Source organism: Sphingomonas adhaesiva (assembly GCF_036946305.1).
In the GTDB taxonomy this organism is placed as follows: domain Bacteria; phylum Pseudomonadota; class Alphaproteobacteria; order Sphingomonadales; family Sphingomonadaceae; genus Sphingomonas; species Sphingomonas adhaesiva_B.
Genome location: NZ_JAQIJJ010000006.1, coordinates 202,062 through 224,305 on the forward strand (window position 1 = coordinate 202,062; position 22,244 = coordinate 224,305).

The 22,244-nt window shown below is 69.4% G+C and carries 18 protein-coding genes and 1 pseudogene; 6 read left to right on the top strand and 13 right to left on the bottom strand.

Annotated features, from left to right (window positions below; translation table 11 throughout):
* Positions 1-29: 29 nt before the first annotated feature.
* Both PGN14_RS11610 and rsmD read left to right on the top strand, forming a co-directional pair.
* The gene (locus tag PGN14_RS11610) at positions 30-1,070 is read left to right on the top strand and encodes a pseudouridine synthase (protein ID WP_335299672.1); all 1,041 of its coding nucleotides are present in this window, start codon (positions 30-32) and stop codon (positions 1,068-1,070) included.
* Positions 1,067-1,609 carry a 16S rRNA (guanine(966)-N(2))-methyltransferase RsmD gene (rsmD, locus tag PGN14_RS11615; RefSeq protein WP_335299673.1) on the top strand — a complete coding sequence of 181 codons (543 nt, stop codon included), beginning with the start codon at positions 1,067-1,069 and terminating at the stop codon, positions 1,607-1,609. Before PGN14_RS11610 ends, rsmD begins: the two co-directional genes overlap by 4 nt.
* A 118-nt stretch (positions 1,610-1,727) precedes the next feature.
* Here rsmD and PGN14_RS11620 read toward each other — a convergent pair whose 3' ends face one another.
* From PGN14_RS11620 to PGN14_RS11635, 4 genes are all read right to left on the bottom strand, one after another.
* Complete coding sequence (locus PGN14_RS11620) at positions 1,728-3,026, bottom strand: MFS transporter (RefSeq protein ID WP_335299674.1); 1,299 nt, start codon at positions 3,024-3,026, stop codon at positions 1,728-1,730.
* Between the two features lie 379 nt (positions 3,027-3,405).
* The gene (locus PGN14_RS11625; protein WP_335299675.1) at positions 3,406-5,040 is read right to left on the bottom strand and encodes an inorganic phosphate transporter; all 1,635 of its coding nucleotides are present in this window, start codon (positions 5,038-5,040) and stop codon (positions 3,406-3,408) included.
* Positions 5,041-5,131: 91 nt separating this feature from the next.
* Positions 5,132-5,515 (bottom strand): nuclear transport factor 2 family protein, encoded by a 384-nt coding sequence (locus PGN14_RS11630; protein WP_335299676.1) that lies wholly within the window; start codon positions 5,513-5,515, stop codon positions 5,132-5,134.
* On the bottom strand, positions 5,515-5,916 hold the full coding sequence (locus PGN14_RS11635) for a GFA family protein (RefSeq protein WP_335299677.1): 402 nt from the start codon (positions 5,914-5,916) through the stop codon (positions 5,515-5,517). The genes PGN14_RS11630 and PGN14_RS11635 overlap by 1 nt, the downstream gene beginning before the upstream one ends.
* A 113-nt stretch (positions 5,917-6,029) precedes the next feature.
* On the opposite strand from PGN14_RS11635, the gene PGN14_RS11640 reads away from it, so the two are divergent.
* Entirely contained in the window at positions 6,030-8,339 is a 2,310-nt protein-coding gene (locus PGN14_RS11640) for an ATP-dependent helicase (RefSeq protein ID WP_335299678.1), read from the top strand.
* Positions 8,340-8,370: 31 nt separating this feature from the next.
* A complete protein-coding gene (locus PGN14_RS11645) occupies positions 8,371-8,862 on the top strand; it encodes a DUF5872 domain-containing protein (RefSeq protein WP_335299679.1) in 492 nt (163 codons plus the stop codon).
* Positions 8,863-9,265: 403 nt separating this feature from the next.
* Here PGN14_RS11645 and PGN14_RS11650 read toward each other — a convergent pair whose 3' ends face one another.
* Genes PGN14_RS11650 through PGN14_RS11660 form a run of 3 tightly spaced genes read right to left on the bottom strand, consistent with a single transcriptional unit; the run spans position 9,266 to position 12,148 of the window.
* On the bottom strand, positions 9,266-9,694 hold the full coding sequence (locus PGN14_RS11650; RefSeq protein ID WP_335299791.1) for a DoxX family protein: 429 nt from the start codon (positions 9,692-9,694) through the stop codon (positions 9,266-9,268).
* Complete coding sequence (locus tag PGN14_RS11655) at positions 9,658-9,996, bottom strand: hypothetical protein (protein WP_335299680.1); 339 nt, start codon at positions 9,994-9,996, stop codon at positions 9,658-9,660. Before PGN14_RS11655 ends, PGN14_RS11650 begins: the two co-directional genes overlap by 37 nt.
* A 52-nt stretch (positions 9,997-10,048) precedes the next feature.
* Complete coding sequence (locus tag PGN14_RS11660; protein ID WP_335299681.1) at positions 10,049-12,148, bottom strand: prolyl oligopeptidase family serine peptidase; 2,100 nt, start codon at positions 12,146-12,148, stop codon at positions 10,049-10,051.
* Between the two features lie 81 nt (positions 12,149-12,229).
* Here PGN14_RS11660 and PGN14_RS11665 point away from each other — a divergent pair, with 81 nt between their 5' ends.
* Positions 12,230-13,657 (top strand): MFS transporter, encoded by a 1,428-nt coding sequence (locus PGN14_RS11665; RefSeq protein ID WP_335299682.1) that lies wholly within the window; start codon positions 12,230-12,232, stop codon positions 13,655-13,657.
* A 99-nt stretch (positions 13,658-13,756) separates the two neighbouring features.
* On the opposite strand, the gene PGN14_RS11670 is transcribed toward PGN14_RS11665, so the two are convergent.
* The 5 genes and pseudogenes from PGN14_RS11670 to radA all read right to left on the bottom strand — a co-directional run bounded on the left by PGN14_RS11670 (position 13,757) and on the right by radA (position 18,586).
* Complete coding sequence (locus PGN14_RS11670; RefSeq protein ID WP_335299683.1) at positions 13,757-14,089, bottom strand: DUF423 domain-containing protein; 333 nt, start codon at positions 14,087-14,089, stop codon at positions 13,757-13,759.
* Positions 14,086-15,855, bottom strand: coding sequence for a cation:proton antiporter domain-containing protein (locus tag PGN14_RS11675; RefSeq protein WP_335299684.1), 1,770 nt, complete (start codon positions 15,853-15,855; stop codon positions 14,086-14,088). Before PGN14_RS11675 ends, PGN14_RS11670 begins: the two co-directional genes overlap by 4 nt.
* Positions 15,855-16,289: an iron-sulfur cluster assembly scaffold protein gene (locus PGN14_RS11680; RefSeq protein ID WP_335299685.1), complete on the bottom strand. Its 435-nt coding sequence runs from the start codon at positions 16,287-16,289 to the stop codon at positions 15,855-15,857. The genes PGN14_RS11675 and PGN14_RS11680 overlap by 1 nt, the downstream gene beginning before the upstream one ends.
* Positions 16,286-16,852, bottom strand: coding sequence for a CvpA family protein (locus PGN14_RS11685; RefSeq protein WP_335299686.1), 567 nt, complete (start codon positions 16,850-16,852; stop codon positions 16,286-16,288). The genes PGN14_RS11680 and PGN14_RS11685 overlap by 4 nt, the downstream gene beginning before the upstream one ends.
* A gap of 359 nt (positions 16,853-17,211) precedes the next feature.
* A pseudogene (gene radA, locus PGN14_RS11690) lies at positions 17,212-18,586 on the bottom strand (DNA repair protein RadA).
* A gap of 160 nt (positions 18,587-18,746) precedes the next feature.
* Between radA and PGN14_RS11695 the strand changes: the two are divergent.
* Positions 18,747-19,373 carry a hypothetical protein gene (locus PGN14_RS11695; RefSeq protein ID WP_335299687.1) on the top strand — a complete coding sequence of 209 codons (627 nt, stop codon included), beginning with the start codon at positions 18,747-18,749 and terminating at the stop codon, positions 19,371-19,373.
* Positions 19,374-19,561: 188 nt separating this feature from the next.
* Here PGN14_RS11695 and alaS read toward each other — a convergent pair whose 3' ends face one another.
* Positions 19,562-22,234, bottom strand: a complete 2,673-nt coding sequence (alaS, locus tag PGN14_RS11700) for an alanine--tRNA ligase (protein WP_335299688.1) — start codon at positions 22,232-22,234, stop codon at positions 19,562-19,564.
* Positions 22,235-22,244: the final 10 nt, after the last annotated feature.

Here is a 22,244-nt window from a genome sequence, read left to right on the forward strand (position 1 = left end):
AGCGCGAAGCGATCGGCTAAGTGGCGCGGATGGCCGACCAACCACCCAGATCCACGCCCGAACATCGTATCGCCAAGCTGCTCGCCCGCGCCGGTGTCGCCTCGCGCCGCGAGGTGGAGCGGATGATCGCGGAGGGGCGCGTGGCGAAGGACGGCGTGGTGCTGGACACGCCCGCGACGCTGCTCACCTCGCTCGATGGCGTCACCGTCGACGGCAATCCGGTGGCCGAGGCGGAGCCGACGCGGCTGTTCCTGTTCCACAAGCCGGTCGGCGTGCTGACCGCGGAGCGCGACCATAGCGGACGCCCGACGATCTACGATCGATTGCCCAAGGACCTGCCGCGGCTGGTCCCGGTCGGGCGGCTCGACCTGAATACCGAGGGGCTGCTGCTGCTGACCACCGACGGCGCGTTCAAGCGCCAGCTGGAGCTGCCGTCGACCGGCGTCGAGCGCAGCTATCGCGCGCGCGCTTATGGCCAGGTGACGCAGGCGCAGCTGGAGGAGTTGATCCACGGCGTGGAGATCGAGGGCGTGCGCTATGGCCAGATCGACGCCAATCTGGAGCGGCGCACCGGCGCCAACGTCTGGGTCGAGATGACCTTGCGCGAGGGCAAGAACCGCGAGGTGCGGCGCGTGCTGGAGCATCTGGGGCTGCGCGTCAGCCGGCTGATCCGCACCCGCTACGGTCCGTTCGTGCTCGGCGACCTGCCGGTGGGCGGCGTGGGGGAGGTGCGCGTCGCCGATCTGGTCGCGTTCCGCCACACGCTGAAGACCGCGCCCGCGGTGCGCGAGCGGACGCCGGACGTGGCGGTGGGGCGGCGGGTCCGCCCCGCGGCGCCGCGTCCGGCCTCCGCGCGCCCGGCGACGCCGCGTCCCCGCCCCGCCCCGCTCGACCGGCCGCGGCGCACCCCGGAGCCGGTAGCGAAGAAGCCCGTCGTCGCGAAGCAGCCGGTGGCGGCGCCGCCCGAACCGCCCGCCCCGACGCGCCCCGCGAAGATCAAGCGCCTCGCCGGCTGGGCCAAGCCGAAGCCGCGTACCGGCCCGGCGTCGCGCGGGGGCAAACGCAAGTGAGGATCATCGCCGGGCAATGGCGCGGGCGCCCGCTCGCCGCCCCCAAAGGCGACACCACGCGCCCGACCGCCGACCGCACGCGCGAGGCGTTGTTCTCGATGCTGGCGAGCCGGCTGGGCTCGTTCGACGAACTGGCGGTGGCGGACCTGTTCGCGGGATCGGGCGCGCTGGGGCTGGAGGCGCTGTCGCGCGGGGCGGCGACCTGCCTGTTCGTGGAGCAGGACAAGGCCGCGCTCGACGTGCTGCGCGCCAATATCGCGAAGCTGGGCGCGGGCGGGTGCGATGTCCGCGCCGCGTCGGCCTTGTCGCTGGGGCCGGCGCGCGCCCCGCTCGACCTCGTCATGATGGACCCGCCCTATGGCACCGGGGCGGGCGCGGTGGCGGCGGACAAGCTGGCCCGGCTCGGCTGGATCGGCCCGGCGACCTGGGTGTCGATCGAAACCGCGCGCGACGAGGCGGTCGAGGTGGCGGGGTTCGTGGTGGATGCCGACCGCGTGCATGGCCGCGCGCGGATCACATTGTTGCGGAAGGAAGATTGATTCACGCGAAGACGCAAAGAGGTCGTGCGCTGAGGCATCAGTCGGGAGACCTCTCACCGTCGATTATGTCTACCGATCAATGCCGGCTTCCAACCTCTTGGCGTCTTCGCGTGAACCATCAAGGCCCCTCCACCGGCACCACGTCGGCGACCGGCCGCACCTTCATCACCAGCAATGCGGCGAGGCTGGTGAGCGACATCGCCGCGAGATAGCCACCCACCAACGTCAGCCCGCCACGCTCCGCCAGCGCCTGCGCGGCGACGGGGGTCAGGCCGCCGCCGATGATCCCGGCCATGTTGAACGCCAGGCTCACCCCCGTATAACGCACCCGCGCCGGGAACAGCCCGGGCAGCCACGCGCCGAGCGGGCCATAGACGAACCCCATCACGAACAGCGCGAACGCCAGCGCCGCGAAGATCACCGGGATCGATCCCGACCCCAGCCCCGGCGCCAGCGCGAAGCCGGCGACCACCGCACCGACGCAGCCCCATTTCAGCACATGCGCCGCGCTGGTCCGGTCGGCCCATTCGCCCGACAGCGCGATGCCGACCGCCATGAACAGGATCGCGCCCAGTTGCAGCCCCAGCATCGTCTGGCGCCCGATCCCCAGGTTGGTGACCGCATAGCCCAGCGCGAACGCGGTCGCGAGATAATAGACCGCGAAGCACGCCACCGCGCCCAGCGTCCCGCCGATCGCGGTGCGCCAGTGATCGCGCAGCAGCTCGCCCATCGGCACCGCGGGCGGCGGGCCTTCCTCCAGCACCTGCGCGAAGGCGGGCGTCTCCGCGATCTTCAGGCGCACCCACAGGCCCAGACCGACCAGCACCACCGACAGCAGAAACGGAATGCGCCAGCCCCAGGCCATGAAGTCCGCCGGCGTCATCACGCTGCCCAATACCAGGAACAGCCCGTTGGCGGCGATGAACCCGACCGGTGCGCCCAGTTGCGGCACCATGCCATAGCGGCCGCGGCGGCCCGGTGGCGCATTCTCCACCGCCAGCAGCGCCGCCCCACCCCATTCGCCGCCCAGCCCGAATCCCTGCCCGAAGCGCAGCAGGCACAGCAGCAGCGGCGCGAGATAGCCGGCATCGGCATAGGTCGGCAGGAACGCGATCGCCAGCGTCGACCCGCCCATCAGCATCAGGCTGGCAACCAGCGTCGACTTGCGCCCGATGCGATCGCCGTAATGGCCGAACGCCCACGCCCCCACCGGCCGCGCGAAGAAGGCCACCGCCAGGCTGGCATAGGACGCGAGCAGCTGTGCCGAGGGGTTGGTGGCGGGGAAGAACAGCGGCCCGAACACAAGCGACGCCGCGGTCGCGTAGATGTAGAAATCGTAGAATTCCACCGACGTACCCACCAGGCTGGCGAGCAGGATGCGGCGATGGGATGCGGGCAGCGACGATGCGGACGACATGCCCCGGGTCATCGGCGCGCGGGGGCGATGCGGTCAAGTCGCGATCGAATGTCCGCGCGGTTACGAAAGTGTCGCCACGCGACATAATGCAGCAATGTTGCGCCGCTAACCGAGTGTCACGGCGCCCTCCCCCCTGTCGGGCGTCGTTGGTGATCGGGCGCCCCCTGCCCGGTCCTTCCCTGAACTACGGGGCGGTTCGTTTTACGGGCCGCCCCGTCTTTTCGCGGGGATCTGGATGGCGTCGCTCCTGCGCAGGCAGGTGGCCATGCCGGCTTCGTCGGTCGAGCGGAGGACATGGAGACGACAGCCCGACGTATCGGGCGACCATCAGGACGAGATAGCCATCAGCCCCTGCCTGCGCAGGGGCGACCCGCGCCGGTCAGAACCCGCCGGCGCGCACCAGCGTGAGCAGCAGCCAGTAGAGCGTGCCCGACAGCGCCATCGCCACCGGCAGCGTCATGATCCACGCCGCCGCGAGCTGGACGATGGTGCGGCGCTGGAGCCCATGCCCGCTCGCGACCGAGGCGCCCGCCACCCCCGACGACAGGATGTGCGTCGTCGACACCGGCAGGCCGAAGCGGTCCGCGGCCAGGATCGTGCCCGCCGCGACCAGTTCGGCGGAGGCGCCCATGCCATAGGTCATGTGCTGCTTGCCGATCTTCTCGCCCACGGTCACGACGATCCGTTTCCACCCGACCATCGTGCCCAGCCCCAGCGCCAGCGCCACCGCCACCTTGACCCACAAGGGAATGTAGCGCGTGCCGCGTTCCAGCCGGCCGCGATAGGCCTGCAAGGTCGCCAGTTCGGCGTCGTCGAGATGCGCCGATGGCTCCTTGGCGATCGCGCGCGTTGCCTCCAGCACCAGGTACATGTCGTTGCGGATATTGGGCGCGGCCGCCGCCGGCACGCGGCTGAACGCGCCATAGGCCGCGACCTGTCGCGCCACCTCGCCCGATACCGACACCATCGCGCCATAAGCGGCTGGCGTCGTCGTCGCACGCCGTTCCAACGCGCGCGTCAGCGTCCCGCGCGCGGTGTCGACCGGCATCGCGACCGCGCCGTGGCGGCGCAGCACGCCCGCCGCCGCATCGGCGCTGGCGACGAAGGCGGGCGTCTCGCTCGCGGGCAGCGTGCGGTTGAGCGCATAGGCGGTGGGGGCGCAGCCGATCAGGATCAGCATGATCAGGCCCATGCCCTTCTGCCCGTCGTTCGACCCGTGGCTGAACGACACCGCGGTGCAGGTGAAGATCAGCAGCGCACGGATGCCGCGCGGCGGCGGCGCATCACCCTCGGGCGAGCGCATCAATCTGGGATTGCGGGTAACGAGGCGCAGCACGACCAGCAGCAGCGCGGCGGCGCAGAAGCCGATCACGGGCGCCATCAGCAGCCCCGACAGCACCTTGGTCGCCTGACTCCAGTCGACCCCGGCGGCCCCGCCGCTGGCGCTGTTGATCAACTGGTTGGCCAACCCCACGCCCAGTACCGAACCGATCAGCGTGTGGCTGGAGCTATTGGGCAGGCCGACGTACCAGGTGGCGAGATTCCACAGCACCGCGGCCAGCAACAGCGCGAAGATCATCGCGAACCCGGCGCCCGATCCGACGTTCAGGATCAGGTTCACCGGCAGCAGCGTGACGATCGAATAGGCGACCGCGCCGGACGACAGCATGACGCCCAGGAAATTGAAGAACCCCGACCACACGACCGCGAAATGGGCGGGCATCGAATTGGTGTAGATCACGGTCGCCACCGCATTGGCGGTGTCGTGGAAGCCATTCACGAATTCGAAGCCCAGCGCGATCACCAGCGCCAGCGCGAGGAACAGGAACACCCCGCTCGCCATCTGCTCGCCGACCTGCTGGACATCGAGGATGACGCTGCCCACGGCATAGCCGAAGCCCAGCGCCACCACGAGGATGAACAGCCAGCGCGCGAGCGGATGCACCGGCGTGTCGAACCGGCGGGCGGCGGCGGACGGTTCCGAAGGGATCGCCGCAAGGACATCAGCTGTCATGATCACCGCCCATCGGCGCTGCGCATGACATTTTCATGACGCAGGTTACCGTATCGCAGCGTTCCGCGTGTCGATACGGGAAGCCGCACGATCAGCGCGCCAGCATCGCCCCCATCCGCGCGACGACGGCATTCAGCGCCTTCAGCGGGCGGATCATGACCTTGAACCGGACGATGCGACCGTCATCGTCCCAGTGGATGATGTCGACGCCCTCCACCGCCACGCCATCGTCCAGCGTACACGCGAATTCCAGCACCGCGGAGCGCTCCGCGCGCCATTCGCCGACATAACGGAACGATTCTCCGCCGAGCACCTCGGCCGCCGCGGCCAGATATTTGATCGTGATCGCCTTGCCCCGCTGCGGCGTGTGCACGGCCGGGCTCTGGAACACCACGTCGTCGGCGAGCAGCGCATCGAGCGCCGCCGTGGTGGGGGCCTGCATATAGGCATGCCACCCCGCGATCGGATCGCGCATCATTCCATCCCCGGATAGGCTGCGGATTCCGGCAGCGCCATCATCTCGCGCGCCCAGGGCAGCCGCTCCTTGACCATGATCTGCGCAGCCGGAGCATGATCCTGCGCCGCGTCGAGCGTCCCCGACTGGATGTCGACGATCCCCGGCAGCACCTGTTCGTTGCGATAGAACAGCCCGGTGCCGCACGCGCCGCAGAAATGCCGCGTCGCGCCGGGCGACGATTCGTAGGTCGCGGGCTGCCCCTCGATCGTCACGTCCGCCTCGCGGAACGCGATCCATCCCGCCAGCGGCGCGCCCGACCAGCGCCGGCAGTCGGTGCAATGGCACAGGGCATGATGTTCCGCCTCGCCCTGCGCGGTGTAGCGGATCGCCCCGCAATGGCATCGCCCGGTGATCGCCATCCCTCATCCTCCCGTTCGTTTCCGCAATGTTCTCATGAACCAATGCGCGTGGCAACCCGCCCTGCGCCATCGCGGGGTTGCCGGCGGCGCGCGCGTTCCCTACCTGTTCGGCGGTGACCGATCGTAGCGACCCGCCGTATCTCGCCAGCCTCAACTCGCCACAGCGTCAGGCGGTGGAGACCACCGATGGCCCCGTGCTGGTGCTGGCGGGCGCGGGCACCGGCAAGACCGCGGCGCTGACCGCGCGGCTGGCGCACCTGCTCTACACGCGCAAGGCGTATCCGTCGGAGATCCTGAGCGTCACCTTCACCAACAAGGCCGCGCGCGAGATGCGCGAGCGAGTCGCGCGGCTGGTCGGCGACATGGTGGAGGGGATGCCGTGGCTGGGCACCTTCCACGCGATCGGCGCCAAGATGCTGCGGCGCCATGCCGAGCTGGTCGGGCTGCAATCGAACTTCACGATCCTCGACACCGACGACCAGCTGCGGCTGCTCAAGCAATTGGTGATCGCCGCCGATATCGACGAGAAGCGCTTTCCCGCGCGCAGCCTCGCCGGGCTGATCGACGAGTGGAAGAACAAGGGGCTGACCCCGCGCGAGATCGATGCGGGCGAGAGCGAGCGCTACGCCAACGGCCGCGGCGGCGAATTGTACCAGCAATATCAGGACCGCCTCCGGTCAGTGAACGCCTGCGACTTTGGCGACCTGCTGCTCCACATGCTCACCATCCTGAAGAGCGAGCGATCGGTGCTGGAGCACTATCAGCAGCGCTTTCGCTACATCATGGTGGACGAATATCAGGATACCAATTCGGTCCAGTACCTGTGGCTGCGGTTGCTGGCGCAGGAGCGGCGCAACATCTGCTGCGTGGGCGACGACGATCAGTCGATCTATTCCTGGCGCGGTGCGCAGGTGGAGAATATCCTGAAGTTCGAGAAGGACTTCCCCGGCGCCGTGGTGATCCGGCTGGAGCAGAATTACCGTTCCACCCCGCACATCCTCGCCGCCGCCTCGGGCGTGATCGCCAACAATGGCGGGCGGCTGGGCAAGGAATTGTGGACCGAGCTGGACGCGGGCGAGAAGGTGCGCGTGCTGGGCGTGTGGGACGGCCCGGAAGAGGCGCGCCGGGTCGGCGACGAGATCGAGGCGGCGCAGCGCAGCGGCACCTCGCTCGACGACGTCGCCATCCTGGTGCGCGCGCAGCACCAGACGCGCGAGTTCGAGGACCGCTTCATCGCGATCGGGCTGCCGTACAAGATCGTCGGCGGCTTCCGCTTCTACGAACGCGCCGAGATCCGCGACGCGCTCGCCTATCTGCGCGTCGTCAATCAGCCGGCGGACGACCTCGCGTTCGAACGGATCGTCAACACCCCCAAGCGCGGGCTGGGCGACAAGGCGATCGCGCGGCTGCACCAGCTGGCGCGTGGCGAAGGGCTGCCGCTGTCGATCGCGGCGGCGCGCATCCTCGACACCGACGAACTGACCCCGCAGGCGCGCAAGTCGCTCGGCCGCTTCGTCGGCGATATCGCGCGCTGGCGCGACATGGCGCGCGACCTGCCGCATGCGGAGCTGGCGCGGCAGATCCTCGACGAGAGCGGCTATACCGCGATGTGGCAGGCCGAGAAGTCGGCCGAGGCCGCGGGGCGACTGGAGAACCTGTCCGAACTCGTCCGCGCGATGGAGGAATATGAGAGCCTCGGCGCGTTCCTGGAGCATGTCAGCCTGGTCATGGACAATGAGGCGACGCGCGAGGATCCCAAGGTGACGATCATGACGATCCACGCCGCCAAGGGGCTGGAATTCGACACCGTCTTCCTCGCCGGCTGGGAGGAAGGGCTGTTCCCGTCGCAGCGCGCGATCGACGAGGGCGGCACGCGCTCGCTGGAGGAGGAACGCCGCCTCGCCTATGTCGCGATCACGCGCGCGCGGCAGCGCGCGACGATCCTCCACGCTGCCAATCGCCGCATCTATGGCCAGTGGACCTCCTCGATCCCGTCGCGCTTCGTCGGCGAACTGCCGCCCGCGCATGTCGAGAGCGAAACCAGCATGTCGGGCGGCGAAAGCCTGTGGCGCGCCAATTGGTCCGAACATGCCGACCCCTTCGCCAATGTCGCGCGCGGCACCGGGCGCGGGCCGGGCTGGCAGCGCGCGGCGGGGACGCTGGCCGGTCTCGGGGGGGCGAAACCCGGCGGCGACTGGACCAGCCGCACCTTCACGCGGGAGCCGGCCCGCGTGGTCGAAAGCCGCGCATCGGCGGTCAGCCTGGGCAACAAGGGGCGCAGCGACCTGTCGCTGGGCCAGCGCGTGTTCCACCAGAAGTTCGGCTATGGCACGATCGCGGAGATCGAGGGCAACAAGCTGGAGATCGATTTCGAACAGGCCGGTCGCAAGCGCGTGATGGACAGTTTCGTCACCACGCCGTGAGGCGATTGGGCGAACGGCGCGTTGGCGGCGCATGTCCGAGACAGCCGAAAAGACCGATCCCGAGCTTTGGGAGACGGTGAAGGAAGAGGTCACCGCCGGCGCCAAGGGCGGGAAGAAGGGCCAATGGTCCGCGCGCAAGGCGCAGCTGGCGGTCGCCGAATACAAGAAGCGCGGCGGCGATTACGTCGGCGCGAAGGACGACGACAATTCGCTCCACCAATGGACCGAGGAGGAATGGGGCACCAAGTCCGGCAAGCAGAGCGGCAAGACCGGCGAACGCTATCTCCCGAAGAAGGCGCGCGAGGCGTTGTCCGACGACGAATATCGCCGCACCACCGCGAAGAAGCGCGCCGATACGAAGAATGGCCGGCAGTTCAGCGCGCAACCGGATGACGTCGCGAAGAAGACGCGTCCCTATCGCGACCATCGCACGAAGGCGGACCTGTATGCCGAGGCGAAGAAGCGCGACATTCCGGGGCGATCGAGGATGACGAAGGACGAATTGCTCGACGCGCTGGGGTGACGGCGGGCCTTCAGAGCGGAGAAGGCATCGCCGCACACATCGCGTCACCCCGGCCTTGTTCCAGACCTCTTCTGTTCCCCGGCGAAGGCCGGGGTCCAGTAACGATCGGCTCTTAAGATGCGGAAACCGCTCGCGACTGGACCCCGGCCTTCGCCGGGGAACAGAAGAGATGTGGACACCCAGCCGGCGTCAGGCGCGCGGAGCCATGGATGCCGGAACAAGTCCGGCGTGACGATGCGATCGGACGTCTGGCGGAGGATCAGCAACCCTGGGCTCCTGCCTGCGCAGGAACGCGGCAGTTGTGTCGACAAACCCGTCGTGTTCCGGCGAACCCGGGAACTCAGGGTCAAGCAGGGCGACGTGATGTGTAAGTCGTCATTCCGGCCTTGAGCCGGGGTCCCGTTTACCTTGCGACGTTGACCGCCCCGCTCGCCCACAGCGCCCACCAGATGATCGCCGGCTGCAACGCGAGCCGCGGTGCGTGATACCAGATCGGCAGCCCGGTGCCGTGCGTCAGGTCGATGATCGCGTGCTGCACGTTCGCGGGCCACACGCACAGCGCATAGGCGGCCAGCCCCCAACCGGCCGCGCGCCGCCAGCGCGGCAGCATCAACCCCATGGCACCCGCAAGCTCGCACGCGCCGGTCGCGATCACCACCGCATGCGGCGCGGGCACCCAGCGCGGCACGATCCGCACCACCGCGTCGACGAACACCCAATGCCCGGCCCCTGCGACGGCGTAGAATGCCGCGAGCAGCCCGCGCGCGATGCGCCTGGCGGCGGGTTCGGGCTCGATCAGGCGTCGACCGCCAGCAACGTCACGCCGGCATATTTCTCGTCGCCGGCGTCGAACAGCTCGCTCGGCTTGAACCGGCGCGGGGTGATGCGCAGCGAGGCCAGCCCCGACAGCTTGAACGCGCCGATCTTCGGCTCGCGCGGGGGTTGTCCGTCGCGCTCGATCGTCAGCGCGTCGAGATAGATCTCCCCGTGCTTCGTGTAGAGGATGTGCGGCGCCAGCGTCACCGCGCCACGATTGTACGTGGCGGCGATCGCCTGCTGCTTGACGATCGCCTCGAAGACGATCGGCACGGTGTCGGGCACGGGGGACGGCTGGCTCACAATATCATCGCTCATCGCGCGCTCCTTACTCCATCGCGCTGCGATGCAGCAAGAACGCGCGACATGCTCATTCGTCCATCAGCCGCTGCGCGAAATAGGTCATCTGCAGCGCCTGCAACCGCGCGCCCTGCGCGACGTCGGCATCGCCCGAATGGCCCCCGGCGGTATCCTCGAAGAACAGATAGGGCAGCCCATATTCCTTCATGCGCGCCGCGAACTTGCGCGCGTGCTGCGGGCCGACGCGATCGTCCTTGGTCGTGGTCCAGATGTACGTCTCCGGATAGGCCACCCCGCGCCGCAAATTGTGATAGGGCGAGATGCGCGCCAGGAACGCGCGCTCGTCGGGCACCGTCACCGACCCATATTCGTCGACCCAGGACGCGCCCGCCGCAATCCCCTCATAACGCAGCATGTCGAGCAGCGGCACCTGGATCGTCACCGCGCGCCACATATCGGGATGCTGGTTCAGCTCGACCCCCATCAGCAGCCCGCCGTTGGAGCCGCCGTAGATCCCTAGCTTCGCCGGGCTGGTCAGCCGCCGCGCGAACAGGTCCTTCGCCACCGCGGCGAAATCGTCGTAGATCACCTGCCGCTTCGTCTTGCGCCCGGCATCGTGCCACGCCGGGCCGAACTCGCCCCCGCCGCGGATATTGGCGAGCACATAGGCACCGCCGCGCTCCAGCCACAATTTGCCGGTGGTCGCGGCATAGCCGGGCAGCATCGGCACCTCGAACCCGCCATAGGCGGTCATCAGCGTGGGGGTGCGCCCGTCACGCGGCGCATCGGCGCGATGGACGACGAAATAGGGCACCTTCGTCCCATCGGTGGAGGTCGCCTCGAACTGCTCCGCAACCAGTCCCTTCGCATCGAAGCGCGCCGGCAACGCCTTCAGCGGGCGCGGCGCGGCGGTGCTGCCGGCGTCGAATTCCGCCAGCGTCGTCGGCGTCAGGAAGGCGTTGGCGACCAGATAGGCGCGGTTGTTCGCGTCCGACGTGCCGGTCACCGTGAAGATCGCATTGTCCGGCAATGCCAGCGTGCGCGTCGTCCAGCCGGCCGATCCGGGCGTCAGCACCGCGACCCGGCCGCGGACATTGTCGGTATAATCGACGATCAGGTGATCGCGCGTCGCGTCGACTCCCGACACCGCCTGCCGCGCGGTCGGCACGAACACCGCCTCCGGCTCCGGCGCGCGCGCGTCCAGCGCAGCGAGCGGCAGCGCGGCGACCGCGCCCGCGGGCACCGTGCCCCACGCCTCGCTCGTCTCGAACACCAGCCGGCCGTCGACCAGCGCGGCGGCGCGCACCCGCGCCGGGATCGCCAGCGGACGCGCCCCGGCCGGCGTCCACAGCGACTTCTCGCTGCCGAAGAAGGTCCGCTGCCGCTCGATCACCACCGCGCGATGACCCTTGGCGTCGGTGAAGCTGGTGGCATAGCTGCCCAGCTGGTCGTCCGCCGCGCCGCGGAACACCTCGGTCGCGGCGGACAGCGGCTGCCCGCGCTTCACCATCTTCACCACGAAGGGATAGCTCGACACCGTCATCGTGCCCTGCCCCCAGTCGCGGCTGACCAGCAATGTATCCTTGTCGATCCAGGTCGCGCCCTGTTTCGAGGTCGGCAGCACGAAGCCGCCGTCGACGAACCGCCCCGCGGCGACATCGAACTCGCGATAGGTGATCGCATCCTCGCCGCCCTCGGACAGCGCGACCAGGCACAGCCGCTCCTCGGGCGACAGGCAGGTGGCGCCCTTCCACACCCATTTCTTCCCCTCAGCGCGACTCAGCGCATCGAGGTCGAGCAGCGTGCGCCATTGCGGGGTGGCGGCGGCATAGTCATCGGGCGTGGTCCAGCGCCACAGGCCCTGCGCATGATCGGCATCGCGCCAGAAATTGACGATCCGCCCCATCAACTGCCCGGGCATCGGAATGCGGTCGGTCGCCGATGCGATCGCCAGCGCCTCGCGGTTGAACGCCGCATAGCGCGGATCGCTCTCCAGCCGGGCCAGCGTGCGCTTGTTCTCCGCCTCGACCCAGGCGAGCGCCTTCGCGCCGTCCTTGTCCTCCAGCCAGATATAGGGATCGTCGGCGGTCGTGTTCATCGCCGCCGTCTGCGCCCCCGCGGCCGATCCCGCAAGAAGCAGCGCCAGCGCCGCCGTCGTACCGAAACGCATTCACATCCTCCTGCTATCGGGGCATCGGTCCGGCAGAAGTCGTGCGGGAACAAGCCCGTGCGTGCCGAGTCCCTACCGTAGATGCCCCGAACCCGTCCGCTCGCCCTTCCCGCCTCCACCGATGGCCTGCCCACGCCGCGCCGCTATGCCGCGGTCGCCGCCTTATGCTTCGGCACCGCGCTGGTCATCATCGACGGCGGCGTCGCCAATGTCGCGCTGCCGACGATCGCGCGCGACCTGGGGGTCGATTCGGCCTCCGTCGTCGCGATCGTCACCGTCTATCAGTTGATGCTGGTGATGCTGATGCTGCCGTTCGCGGGGCTGGGCGAGCGCATCGGCCTGAAGCGGATGTATCAGGTCGGGCAGCTGATCTTCACCATCGCGACCCTGTTGTGCTTCTTCGCGAAGAGCCTGCCCTTCCTGCTGGTGGTGCGCGCGGCGCAGGCGGTGGGGGCGGCGGGCGCGCTGGCGGTCGCCTCCGCGCTGATCCGCCAGACCTATCCGGCGCAGCAGCTGGGACGCGGGCTGGGGATCAATTCGGTCATCGTCTCCAGTTCCGCCGCCGCCGCGCCGACGATCGGCGGGCTGGTGCTGTCGATCGCGCCTTGGCCATGGGTATTCGCCAGCGCGATTCCGTTCGCGATCGCCTCGCTGCTGCTGGGGCGCGCGCTGCCCGACACGCCGCGGCGCGACCGCCGCTTCGACGTGCTGGGTGCGGTGATGTGCGCGGCGATGTTCGGCCTCATCATCGGCGGGGCGGAAAGCGCGGTGCACGGCGACAGCCCGGTCGTCTCCGCCGCGATCGTCGCGATCGGCGTGGCGATCGGCATCGTATATGTCCGGCGCGAGCGCACCACGCCCAGCCCGATCCTGCCGGTCGACCTGCTCGGCCGACCAGTCATCGCCTTGTCGACGCTGGGCGGGTTCACCGCCTTCGTCGCGTCGATGACGCTGCTCTTGTCGACGCCGTTCCGGCTGACGCATGAGTTCGGCTTCACCGCCGCCGCGGTGGGCGCCGCGATCGCGCCATGGCCGCTGACCAACATGATCGTCGCCCCGCTGACCGGCTGGCTGTCCGATCGCATTCCGGCGGGGCTGCTGGGCGGGATCGGCATGGCGATCTCGATCACCGCACTGCTGCTGATCGCGTTCATGCCGGCGGATCCCGGCTATTTCGATATCGCGTGGCGGATGGCGCTGTGCGGCTCCGGGTTCGGCACCTTCCTGCCGCCCAATGCACGGCTCATCATCGGCTCCGCACCGCGTACCCGCGCGGCGGCGGCGGGAGGGCTGGTCAGCACGGTGCGGCTGGTGGGACAGACCACCGGCGCGACGCTGGTCGCGGCGCTGCTCGCGCTCGGCGTCGGCTCGGGCATGGCGCCGCCGCTGGTCGCCGCGGGGCTCGCGCTGGTGGCGGGATTGTGCAGCCTCGCCCGCCTGCGCCCCTCGATCCGCGAGCCCCGGGCGCGCGAGACCGACGATGCGCAACCGGCCGCATCGGTGCGGTGACACGCCCGTCACCCCGGGCTTGACCCGGGGTCCCGCTTTCTCACCACCCTGCGCAAAAAGCGGGACCCCGGGGTCAAGCCCGGGGTGACGAGGTCAAGTTCACCCACGCCACCCTAGGAACGCCCACCACAGCCACCCCACGATCAGCAGCGTCCCGCCGATCGGCGTGATCGCGCCCAGCCAGCGCGGCAGCCCCAGCGCCATCAGGTACAGCGTCCCCGCGAACACCCCGGCGCCGATCACGAACAGCCATGCCGGTCCGCGCGCCTCCATCCGCAGCGCCACCAGCGCGGCCAACACATGGATCAGCTGGTATTGCGCGCCCGTCTTCAGCCATTCGACCGCCGCGCCGCTGGCACCGTGCGCACCGAACGCACCCGCCGCGACCGCGAGCGCGCCGGACAGTGCCGCCACGATCAGGATGAGGTTCACGGCCGCTCTCCCCCGCCCCACGGCGCCTGTGCCGCGACCATCTCCCGCGCGGCGCGCAGGTCGCCCGCCTCCAGCTGGATGCGCAGCCGCTCCTTGTCACGCGCGCGGTACATGTCCTCCGCGCGGTCGATGTCGGCGCGCGATATGCCCAGGTCCGCCATCGCCAGCCGCGCCATCCGGACCGCCGATTCCAGCACCTCGCGCACGACGTAGCGCGCCGGCCCGCTCTTCAGCTTGACCAGCGCGCGGCGGTCATAGGCGCGCACGTACAGCGCGGCATTGGGGAAGGCGTCCTGGATGCTCTCGACCGTGGCGGGTTCCAGCTGGTCGCCGTCCATGCAGAACAGGATCATCTCCGCCTCCGCCGCGCCCGCCTGACGCAGCAGGTCCAGCCGCGTGCCGTCGCCGTAATACACCTTCGACCCGAACTCCCCGGCGATGTCGATCATCTCGATATCGGTGTCGATCAGTGTGACCGGAATGTCCTGCGTCATCAGCATCTGGCCGACCGTCTGCCCGAACCGGCCATAGCCGACGATGATCGCATTGGCGCCGTCCGCGGTCGGGCCGTCGCGCTCCTGCTCCGGCGTCAGCGGCTCCTCGCGAAAGGCGCGCGTGGCGGCCATCAGGAACGGCGTGGTCGCCATCGACAGCGTGATGATCGCGCCGAACAGGCTCGCCGCCTCGGGCGCGATCAGATAGGCGTTCTGCGCCTGCGCCAGCAGCACGAAGCCGAACTCGCCGCCCTGGCTCAGCAACAGCCCCAGCGCGATCGCGGGCCGCCATTCCATCCGGAACGCGCGCCCGATCAGCGCGATGACCCCCGCCTTCGTCACCACCAGCGCCGCCGCGATCGCGACCACGAACAGCGGCCGGTCGGCGATCGCCTGCAGGTTCAGCATCATGCCGACCGCGAGGAAGAACAGACCGAGCAGGATCGAGCGGAACGGTTCGACATCCGTCTCCAGCTCGTGCCGATACGGGCTGTCCGCCAGCATCACGCCCGCGACGAACGCGCCCAGCGCCGGCGACAGCCCCAGCGCCTGCATCAGCGCCGCCGCCGCGATAACGGTGAACAGCGCGGCGAACACGAACATCTCGCGCTCGCCCAGCCGCCCGATCAGCCGGAACAGCGGGCGCAGCACGAACCGCCCCGCCGCGATCAGCCCGCTGATCGCCAGCACGGTATAGATCACCAGCACCCACCCCGGCGGACCGCCCATGTCGGCCGGATTGCGGCTCATCGCGGCGATGATCGTGATCATCGGGATGATCGACAGGTCCTGAAACAGCAGGATCGAGAAGGCGCGCTCGCCGAACGGCGTGCGCAGCCGCCCGGAGGATTGCAGCATCGGCAGCACCTGCGCCGTCGACGACAGCGCCAGCGGCATCCCCACTGCCAGCGCGGCGGCGAGCGAGAAATGCGCCAGCCCGAGCAGGATCACCGAAATGGCGGCACCGCACGCCACCACCTGCACCAGCCCCAGCCCCAATATGTCCTGCTTCAGCCGCCACAATCGCGTCGGGCTCAGTTCCAGCCCGACGATAAACAGCAGCAGCGTGATGCCCAGCTCGGCAAAGCCCAGCTTGGTCTCCGCATCGCCGACCAGCCCCAGCAGGTGCGGACCGACCAGCGCGCCCGCAACGAGGAAGCCCAGCGTCGCGCCCAGCCCCAGCCGCCGGAACACCAGCACGAAGACCAGTCCCGCGCCCAGCAGGATCGTTCCGTCGCGGACCAGCGACGCCCCCTCCGCCACATGTTCCATCAGGCCGGCGCCTTCTCACGCGCACGCTCGGCCGCCTCCGCCGCCGCCTCGAACGCGAGGCGGATCGAGGGGTGACGCGCGGTCAGCTTCAGCCCCGGCGTGAAGATGTCGATCCCCGGCCACGCCGGCACCGCGCCGTTGCCCGCCAGCCATGCGGTCAGGTCGTCGCGCGCCGCCGCGATTTCCTCCGGCGAGCGTCCGACGACGTGGCGCGCCATCAGCGTCGACGATGCCTGTCCCAGCAGGCAGGCGCGCACCAGCGTCCCGACGCGCGCGACGCGCCCGTCCTCGCCCAGGTCGATGTCCACCGTCACCCGGCTGCCGCAGATTGGCGAGCGCTTCTCCGCGCTGCCCGCCGCCTCCGCCAGTCGCTCGGGAAAGGGATTGCCGGTTGCCAGCGCGCTGATCTCGGGGGTGTAGAGGTCCATGCTCATGTGTCGTGTCCATTGTCCGCCGTCGCCGACGGACGCGTGTAGCGGGGCGCGAAGACGGGTTCGCCCTTGCGGCGGCGATCGACGAAGTCCGCGATGCCCGCGCTGGTGGCGCTCAGCAGCGGATAGCTGCGCGCCTGCACCAGCCATCCCGGGCGTCGCGTCGGTCCGCCTCCCATCACATCCAGCACCAGCACGACGAAGAGATAGGCAAGGCTGGCCAGGATGACACCCTTCAGCGCGCCGAATCCGAACCCGAGCGCGCGATCGATCGGCCCCAGCACCGACGTCCGCGTGCGTCGGGAGATCGCGCCGACGACCAGCTTCCCCGCCACATAGCTGCCCCCCGCCAGCAGCACGAACGCCAGCACCGCCGCGCCCGACGCGGTGCCGACGATCCCGGCGAGCGCGCGCGCCAGCGGCAGGTGGAAGAGCTTGAGCGCGAACACCATCGCCACCCAGGCGAACAGCGCCAGCACCTCACCGACGAACCCGCGCCGCGCGCCGAACAGCGCGGTCAGCGCGACCAGCGCGAGGACGATGATGTCGAGACCGTGGAGACCCATGAGCGCATCCTTATGGCGCGCGAGCGGCGGCGGCTAGGCGGGATGTGCGCGCGGCTCGACACCTGCCCCGCACGCACTGTCACCCCGGGCTCGTTCTATGTTTATCCCCTTCGAACAAGGATTCTTTCTGCCACCCCCGGCGAAGGCCGGGGTCCAGTCGGGAAGGTCGTCGTGACGATGTACAGCGCTCGCCAACCTCTGTCCTCCGACTGGACCCCGGCCTTCGCCGGGGAGGCGTACTTGTATGAATAGGCAAGCACCGATAGAGTCCGGAGGCGACGGTGCGGCGAACCGCATAGCCGTTGGGCGCGCGGCACGGTGGACGCGGGACCAAGCCCGGCATGACGTTGCCCCCCCACTCACCCCCGGCCCAGCACATGGTCGACGAACTGCCCCAGCGTGCGGAACCCCGACACGCGCATCGCGTCGCCCTCCGCCTTGGCCGCGGCGGGCAGCAGCGCGCGCTCGAACCCCAGTTTCGACGCCTCCTTCAGTCGCAGCGGGGCATGCGCCACCGGGCGCAACTCGCCCGACAGCGCGATCTCGCCGAAGGCGACCGCATCGGCGGGGACGGGCCGTTCGCTCAGTGCCGAGACCAGCGCCGCCGCCACCGCCAGATCCGCCGCCGGGTCCTGCACGCGATATCCACCCGCCACGTTCAGATAGACCTCGCAGGTCGAGAAGCTCAGCCCACAGCGCGCCTCCAGCACCGCCAGGATCATCGCCAGCCGCGCCGAATCCCACCCGACCACCGATCGCCGCGGGGTCGCCCCGCTGGCGACGCGCACCACCAGCGCCTGAATTTCGACCAGCACCGGCCGCGTCCCCTCCAGCGCCGGGAATACGGTCGCGCCCGTCACGCCCTCGTCGCGCTGGGTCAGGAACAGCGCCGAGGGATTGGTCACCTCCACCAGCCCCTCCGCCGCCATCGAGAAGACCCCGATCTCGTCCGTCCCGCCGAAGCGGTTCTTGATCGCGCGCAGGATGCGATACTGGTGGCTGCGCTCGCCCTCGAAGCTCAGCACCGTGTCGACCATATGCTCCAGCACGCGCGGCCCCCGCGATCGTGCCGTCCTTGGTGACATGCCCCACCAGCACCACCGACGTGCCGCGCTCCTTGGCGAAGCGGATCAGTTCCTGCGCACTGGCGCGCACCTGACTGACCGTGCCCGGCGCACCCTCGATCAGGTCGGAATGCATCGTCTGGATCGAATCGATCACCAGCAGCCGAGGTGGTGTCCCCATGCTCATCGTCGTCAGGATGTCGCGCGTCGATGTCGCCGAGGCGAGCCGGACCGGCGCATCGCCCAGCCCCAGCCGCCGCGCGCGCAGCCGCACCTGATCCGCCGCCTCCTCGCCGGAGACATAGGCGACGTCATGCCCCTGCCGCGCCAGCGCCGCCGCCGCCTGCAGCAGCAAGGTCGACTTGCCGATCCCCGGATCGCCGCCGATCAGCGTCGCCGATCCGCTCACCAGCCCGCCGCCCAGCGCGCGGTCCAGCTCCGCGATCCCGAACGGCGTGCGCGGCGGCAGCGCCACCTCCGCGTCCAGCCCGATCATCGCGATCGCGCGTCCCCCGCCCTGCAGGTTGTGGCGCGCCTGAAACGGCGTCGCCGCCGCGCTCGCCTCCTCCACCAGCGTGTTCCATTCCGAACAATCGGCGCATTGCCCCTGCCAGCGATGGCTGACCGAGCCGCACGACTGGCACACGAAACGCTTCTGGATCTTCGCCATATCGCCCCCTAGCAGGACAAGAACGATAAGGGAACACGAAGCTGATGAACAGCCGGTTCATGCCTCGTGCAGATTGCAAACCGCAGTATCGGGGAACCGTGATCGTTTCTGATCCGTTGGCCAGTCCATCAGATCAACGAACGACAAAAGGAGATCCTCTGTGAAGAGTTTTGCCGTTTTCGCCCTTGCTTCCACCATTGCCTTTCCGGCGATCGCATCCGCGCAAGCCGCGGCGCCCGCACCGGCGGCACAGGCCGGCGCCGCGGTATCGACCGGCGCGACCGTCTATGACACGTCGGGCGGCGTCGTGGGCACGGTCGACACCACCGACGGCACCAATGCGGTCGTCAACACCGGCACCGTCAAGGCCGCCATCCCTTTGTCGTCGCTCGGCAAGGGTGAGAAAGGCCCGGTCCTGGCGATGACCAAGGCGCAGCTGGAGGCCGCCGCCGGCCAGCAGCAGGCGCAGGCCAGCGCCGACTTCAAGGCGAAGCTGGCGCCGGGCGCCACGGTCTATGGCACCGGTGGTACGCAGCTGGGCACGATCAAGTCGGCCGATGCCAGCTTCGTGACCGTGACGACACCGTCGGGCGACGCCAAGCTGCCGATCGCCGGGTTCGGCCCCGGACCGCAGGGGGTGACGCTGGGCATGACCGCGGCGCAGCTGCAAGCCGCAATGGGCGGTGCTGCGGCGACCGCGCCGACGGCGTCGGCCACGACAGCGACCGATGCCACGGCTACCGCGGCCACCACCGCGACGCCGCCGGCCAAGCCGAAGAAGAAGTAAGGCAACGGGGCGGGCCAGGCGGCTCGCCCCATTTTCTATTGTGCCGCAGCGGGTCAGCCATGACCGATGCCGTGCTCCTGCGGAGGCAGGAGACTAGGGTTACGGAGCGCAGCAGCCGCCACGCTCCCTCCGAGAATAGCCGATCCGTCCGACAACCTTGGGCTTCTGCCTTCGCAGGAGCACAAGGATCACGCGCTGGCCGCTACCTCTTCCAGCCCGGCACGCACCGCGTCCACCGCCGCACTAGCCTTCGTGCCGTCCGGTCCGCCGCCCTGTGCCATGTCCGGGCGACCGCCGCCGCCCTGCCCGCCCAGCGCCGCCACCGCGCGCTTGAGCAGGTCGACCGCATTGAACCGCCCGACCAGATCATCCGTCACGCCGACCGCGACCGATGCGCGCCCGTCGTTGACCGCGACCAGCATCGCCACGCCGGAACCGATCCGCGCCTTGCTATCGTCCACCGCACCGCGCAGCCCCTTGGCATCGAAGCCGTCCAGCACCTGCGCCGCGAAGGCGACCCCGGCGACCGTCTCCGGCCCCGGTGCGGCAGCGCCGCCCGCACCGCCGCCGCCGAGCGCCAGCGCCTTCCTGGCCTCGGCCAGTTCGCGCTCCAGCCGCCGACGCTCCTCGACCAGCGCCGCGACGCGCGCCGGCACGTCGTCCGGCGCGGTCTTCAGCGTCGCCGCCGCCTCGCGCAATTTCTCGTCGCGCGCGTTCAGATAGGCACGCGCCGCCTCGCCGGTCAGCGCCTCGACGCGGCGCACCCCGCTCGACACCGCACTCTCGCCGACGATCTTGAACACGCCGATATCGCCCAGCGCGGTCACATGTGTGCCGCCGCACAGCTCGATCGAATAGGTCTTGCCGTCATCTTCGCTGCCCATCGACACGACGCGCACCTCGTCGCCGTATTTCTCGCCGAACAGCGCCATCGCGCCCATCTGGATCGCATCGTCGGGGGTCATCAGCCGCGTCTCGACCGCGCCGTTGCGGCGGATCTGCGCGTTGACCGCGGCCTCGGCGACGGCCAGCTCCTCCGCCGACATCGCATTGGGATGCGACACGTCGAAGCGCAGCCGCTCCGGCGCCACCAGCGATCCCTTCTGCGCCACATGCGTTCCCAGTCGCTGGCGCAGCGCCTCGTGCAGCAGGTGCGTCGCGGAATGGTTGGCGCGGATCGCGGCACGCCGCGCGACGTCGATCGCCAGCGTCACCGTGTCGCCGACCTTGATCTCGCCCGCGGTGAGGCGCGCATGATGCACCCACAATTTGCCGAGTTGCTTGGAGGTGTCGCTCACCTCTGCCGCCAGCCCCGCCTCGCTCGCGATCGTGCCGGCATCGCCGACCTGCCCGCCGCTCTCGCCATAGAAGGGCGTCTGGTTGACGATCACGTCGACCTGCTCGCCTGCCGTGGCGGACGTCACCCGCGCGCCATCCTTGACCAGCGCCAGCACCACGCCCTGTCCGGTGTCGCTGGCATAGCCGGTGAACTCGGTCGCACCGACTTCCTCGGCCAGATCGAACCACAATTCGTCGGACGCCTTCGCCCCCGATCCCTTCCACGCCGCACGCGCCGCACGCTTCTGCTCCGTCATCGCGGCATCGAAGCCGGCGCGGTCGACGCGGAAGCCCTGCACACGCAGCGCATCCTCGGTCAGGTCATAGGGGAAGCCATAGGTGTCGTAGAGCTTGAACGCGGTTTCCCCCGCCAGCACGTCGCCGGACGTCATGCCGGTGGTCGCATCGTCGAGCAGCCGTAGCCCCTTGTCGAGCGTCTGGCGGAAGCGCGTCTCCTCCTGTTGCAGCGTCGCCTCGATCAGCGGCTGCGCACGCAGCAACTCGGGGTATGCCGCGCCCATCTCCGTCACCAGCGCGGGCACCAGCCGGTGCATCAACGGCTCTTTCGCGCCCAGGATATGCGCATGGCGCATCGCGCGCCGCATGATCCGGCGCAGCACATAGCCGCGTCCTTCGTTGGCCGGCAGCACGCCGTCCGCCACCAGAAAGCCGGCGCAGCGCAGATGGTCCGCGATCACGCGGTGGCTCGCCTGATTGGCGCCATCGGTCGCGGTATGGGTCAGCGCGCCCGACGCGGCGATCAGCGCCTTGAACGTATCCGTATCGTAATTGTCATGCACGCCCTGAAGCACCGCGGCGACGCGCTCCAGCCCCATGCCGGTGTCGATCGACGGGCGCGGCAGGTCGCCGACGATCGCATCCGCCTCCTGCACATGCTGCATGAAGACGAGGTTCCAGATCTCGACGAAGCGGTCGCCATCCTCGTCCGGGCTGCCGGGAGGGCCACCGGGGATATGGTCGCCATGGTCGTAGAAGATCTCCGAGCACGGCCCGCACGGCCCGTCCGCGCCCATCGCCCAGAAATTGTCCTTGGTCGGGATGCGGATGATGCGGTGATCGGGCAGGCCAGCGATCTTCTTCCACAAGTCGAACGCCTGATCGTCGGTGTGGAAGACGGTGGCGGTCAGCTTGTCGGCCGGCAGCCCCCATTCCTTCGTCAGCAGCGTCCACGCATGCGTGATCGCCTGCTCCTTGAAATAATCGCCGAAGCTGAAATTCCCCAGCATCTCGAAGAAGGTATGGTGCCGCGCGGTATAGCCGACATTGTCGAGATCATTGTGCTTGCCGCCCGCGCGCACGCACTTCTGCGACGAGGTCGCGGTCGAATAGGGCCGCGTCTCCAGCCCGGTGAAGACGTTCTTGAACGGCACCATGCCGGCGTTGACGAACATCAGCGTCGGGTCGTTCTGCGGCACCAGCGGGGCACTGGGCACGATGCGATGCCCGTTGCTGCCGAAGTAATCGAGGAACGAGCGCCGGATGTCGTTGGTCGAGATGGTCATGCGCTGCGAC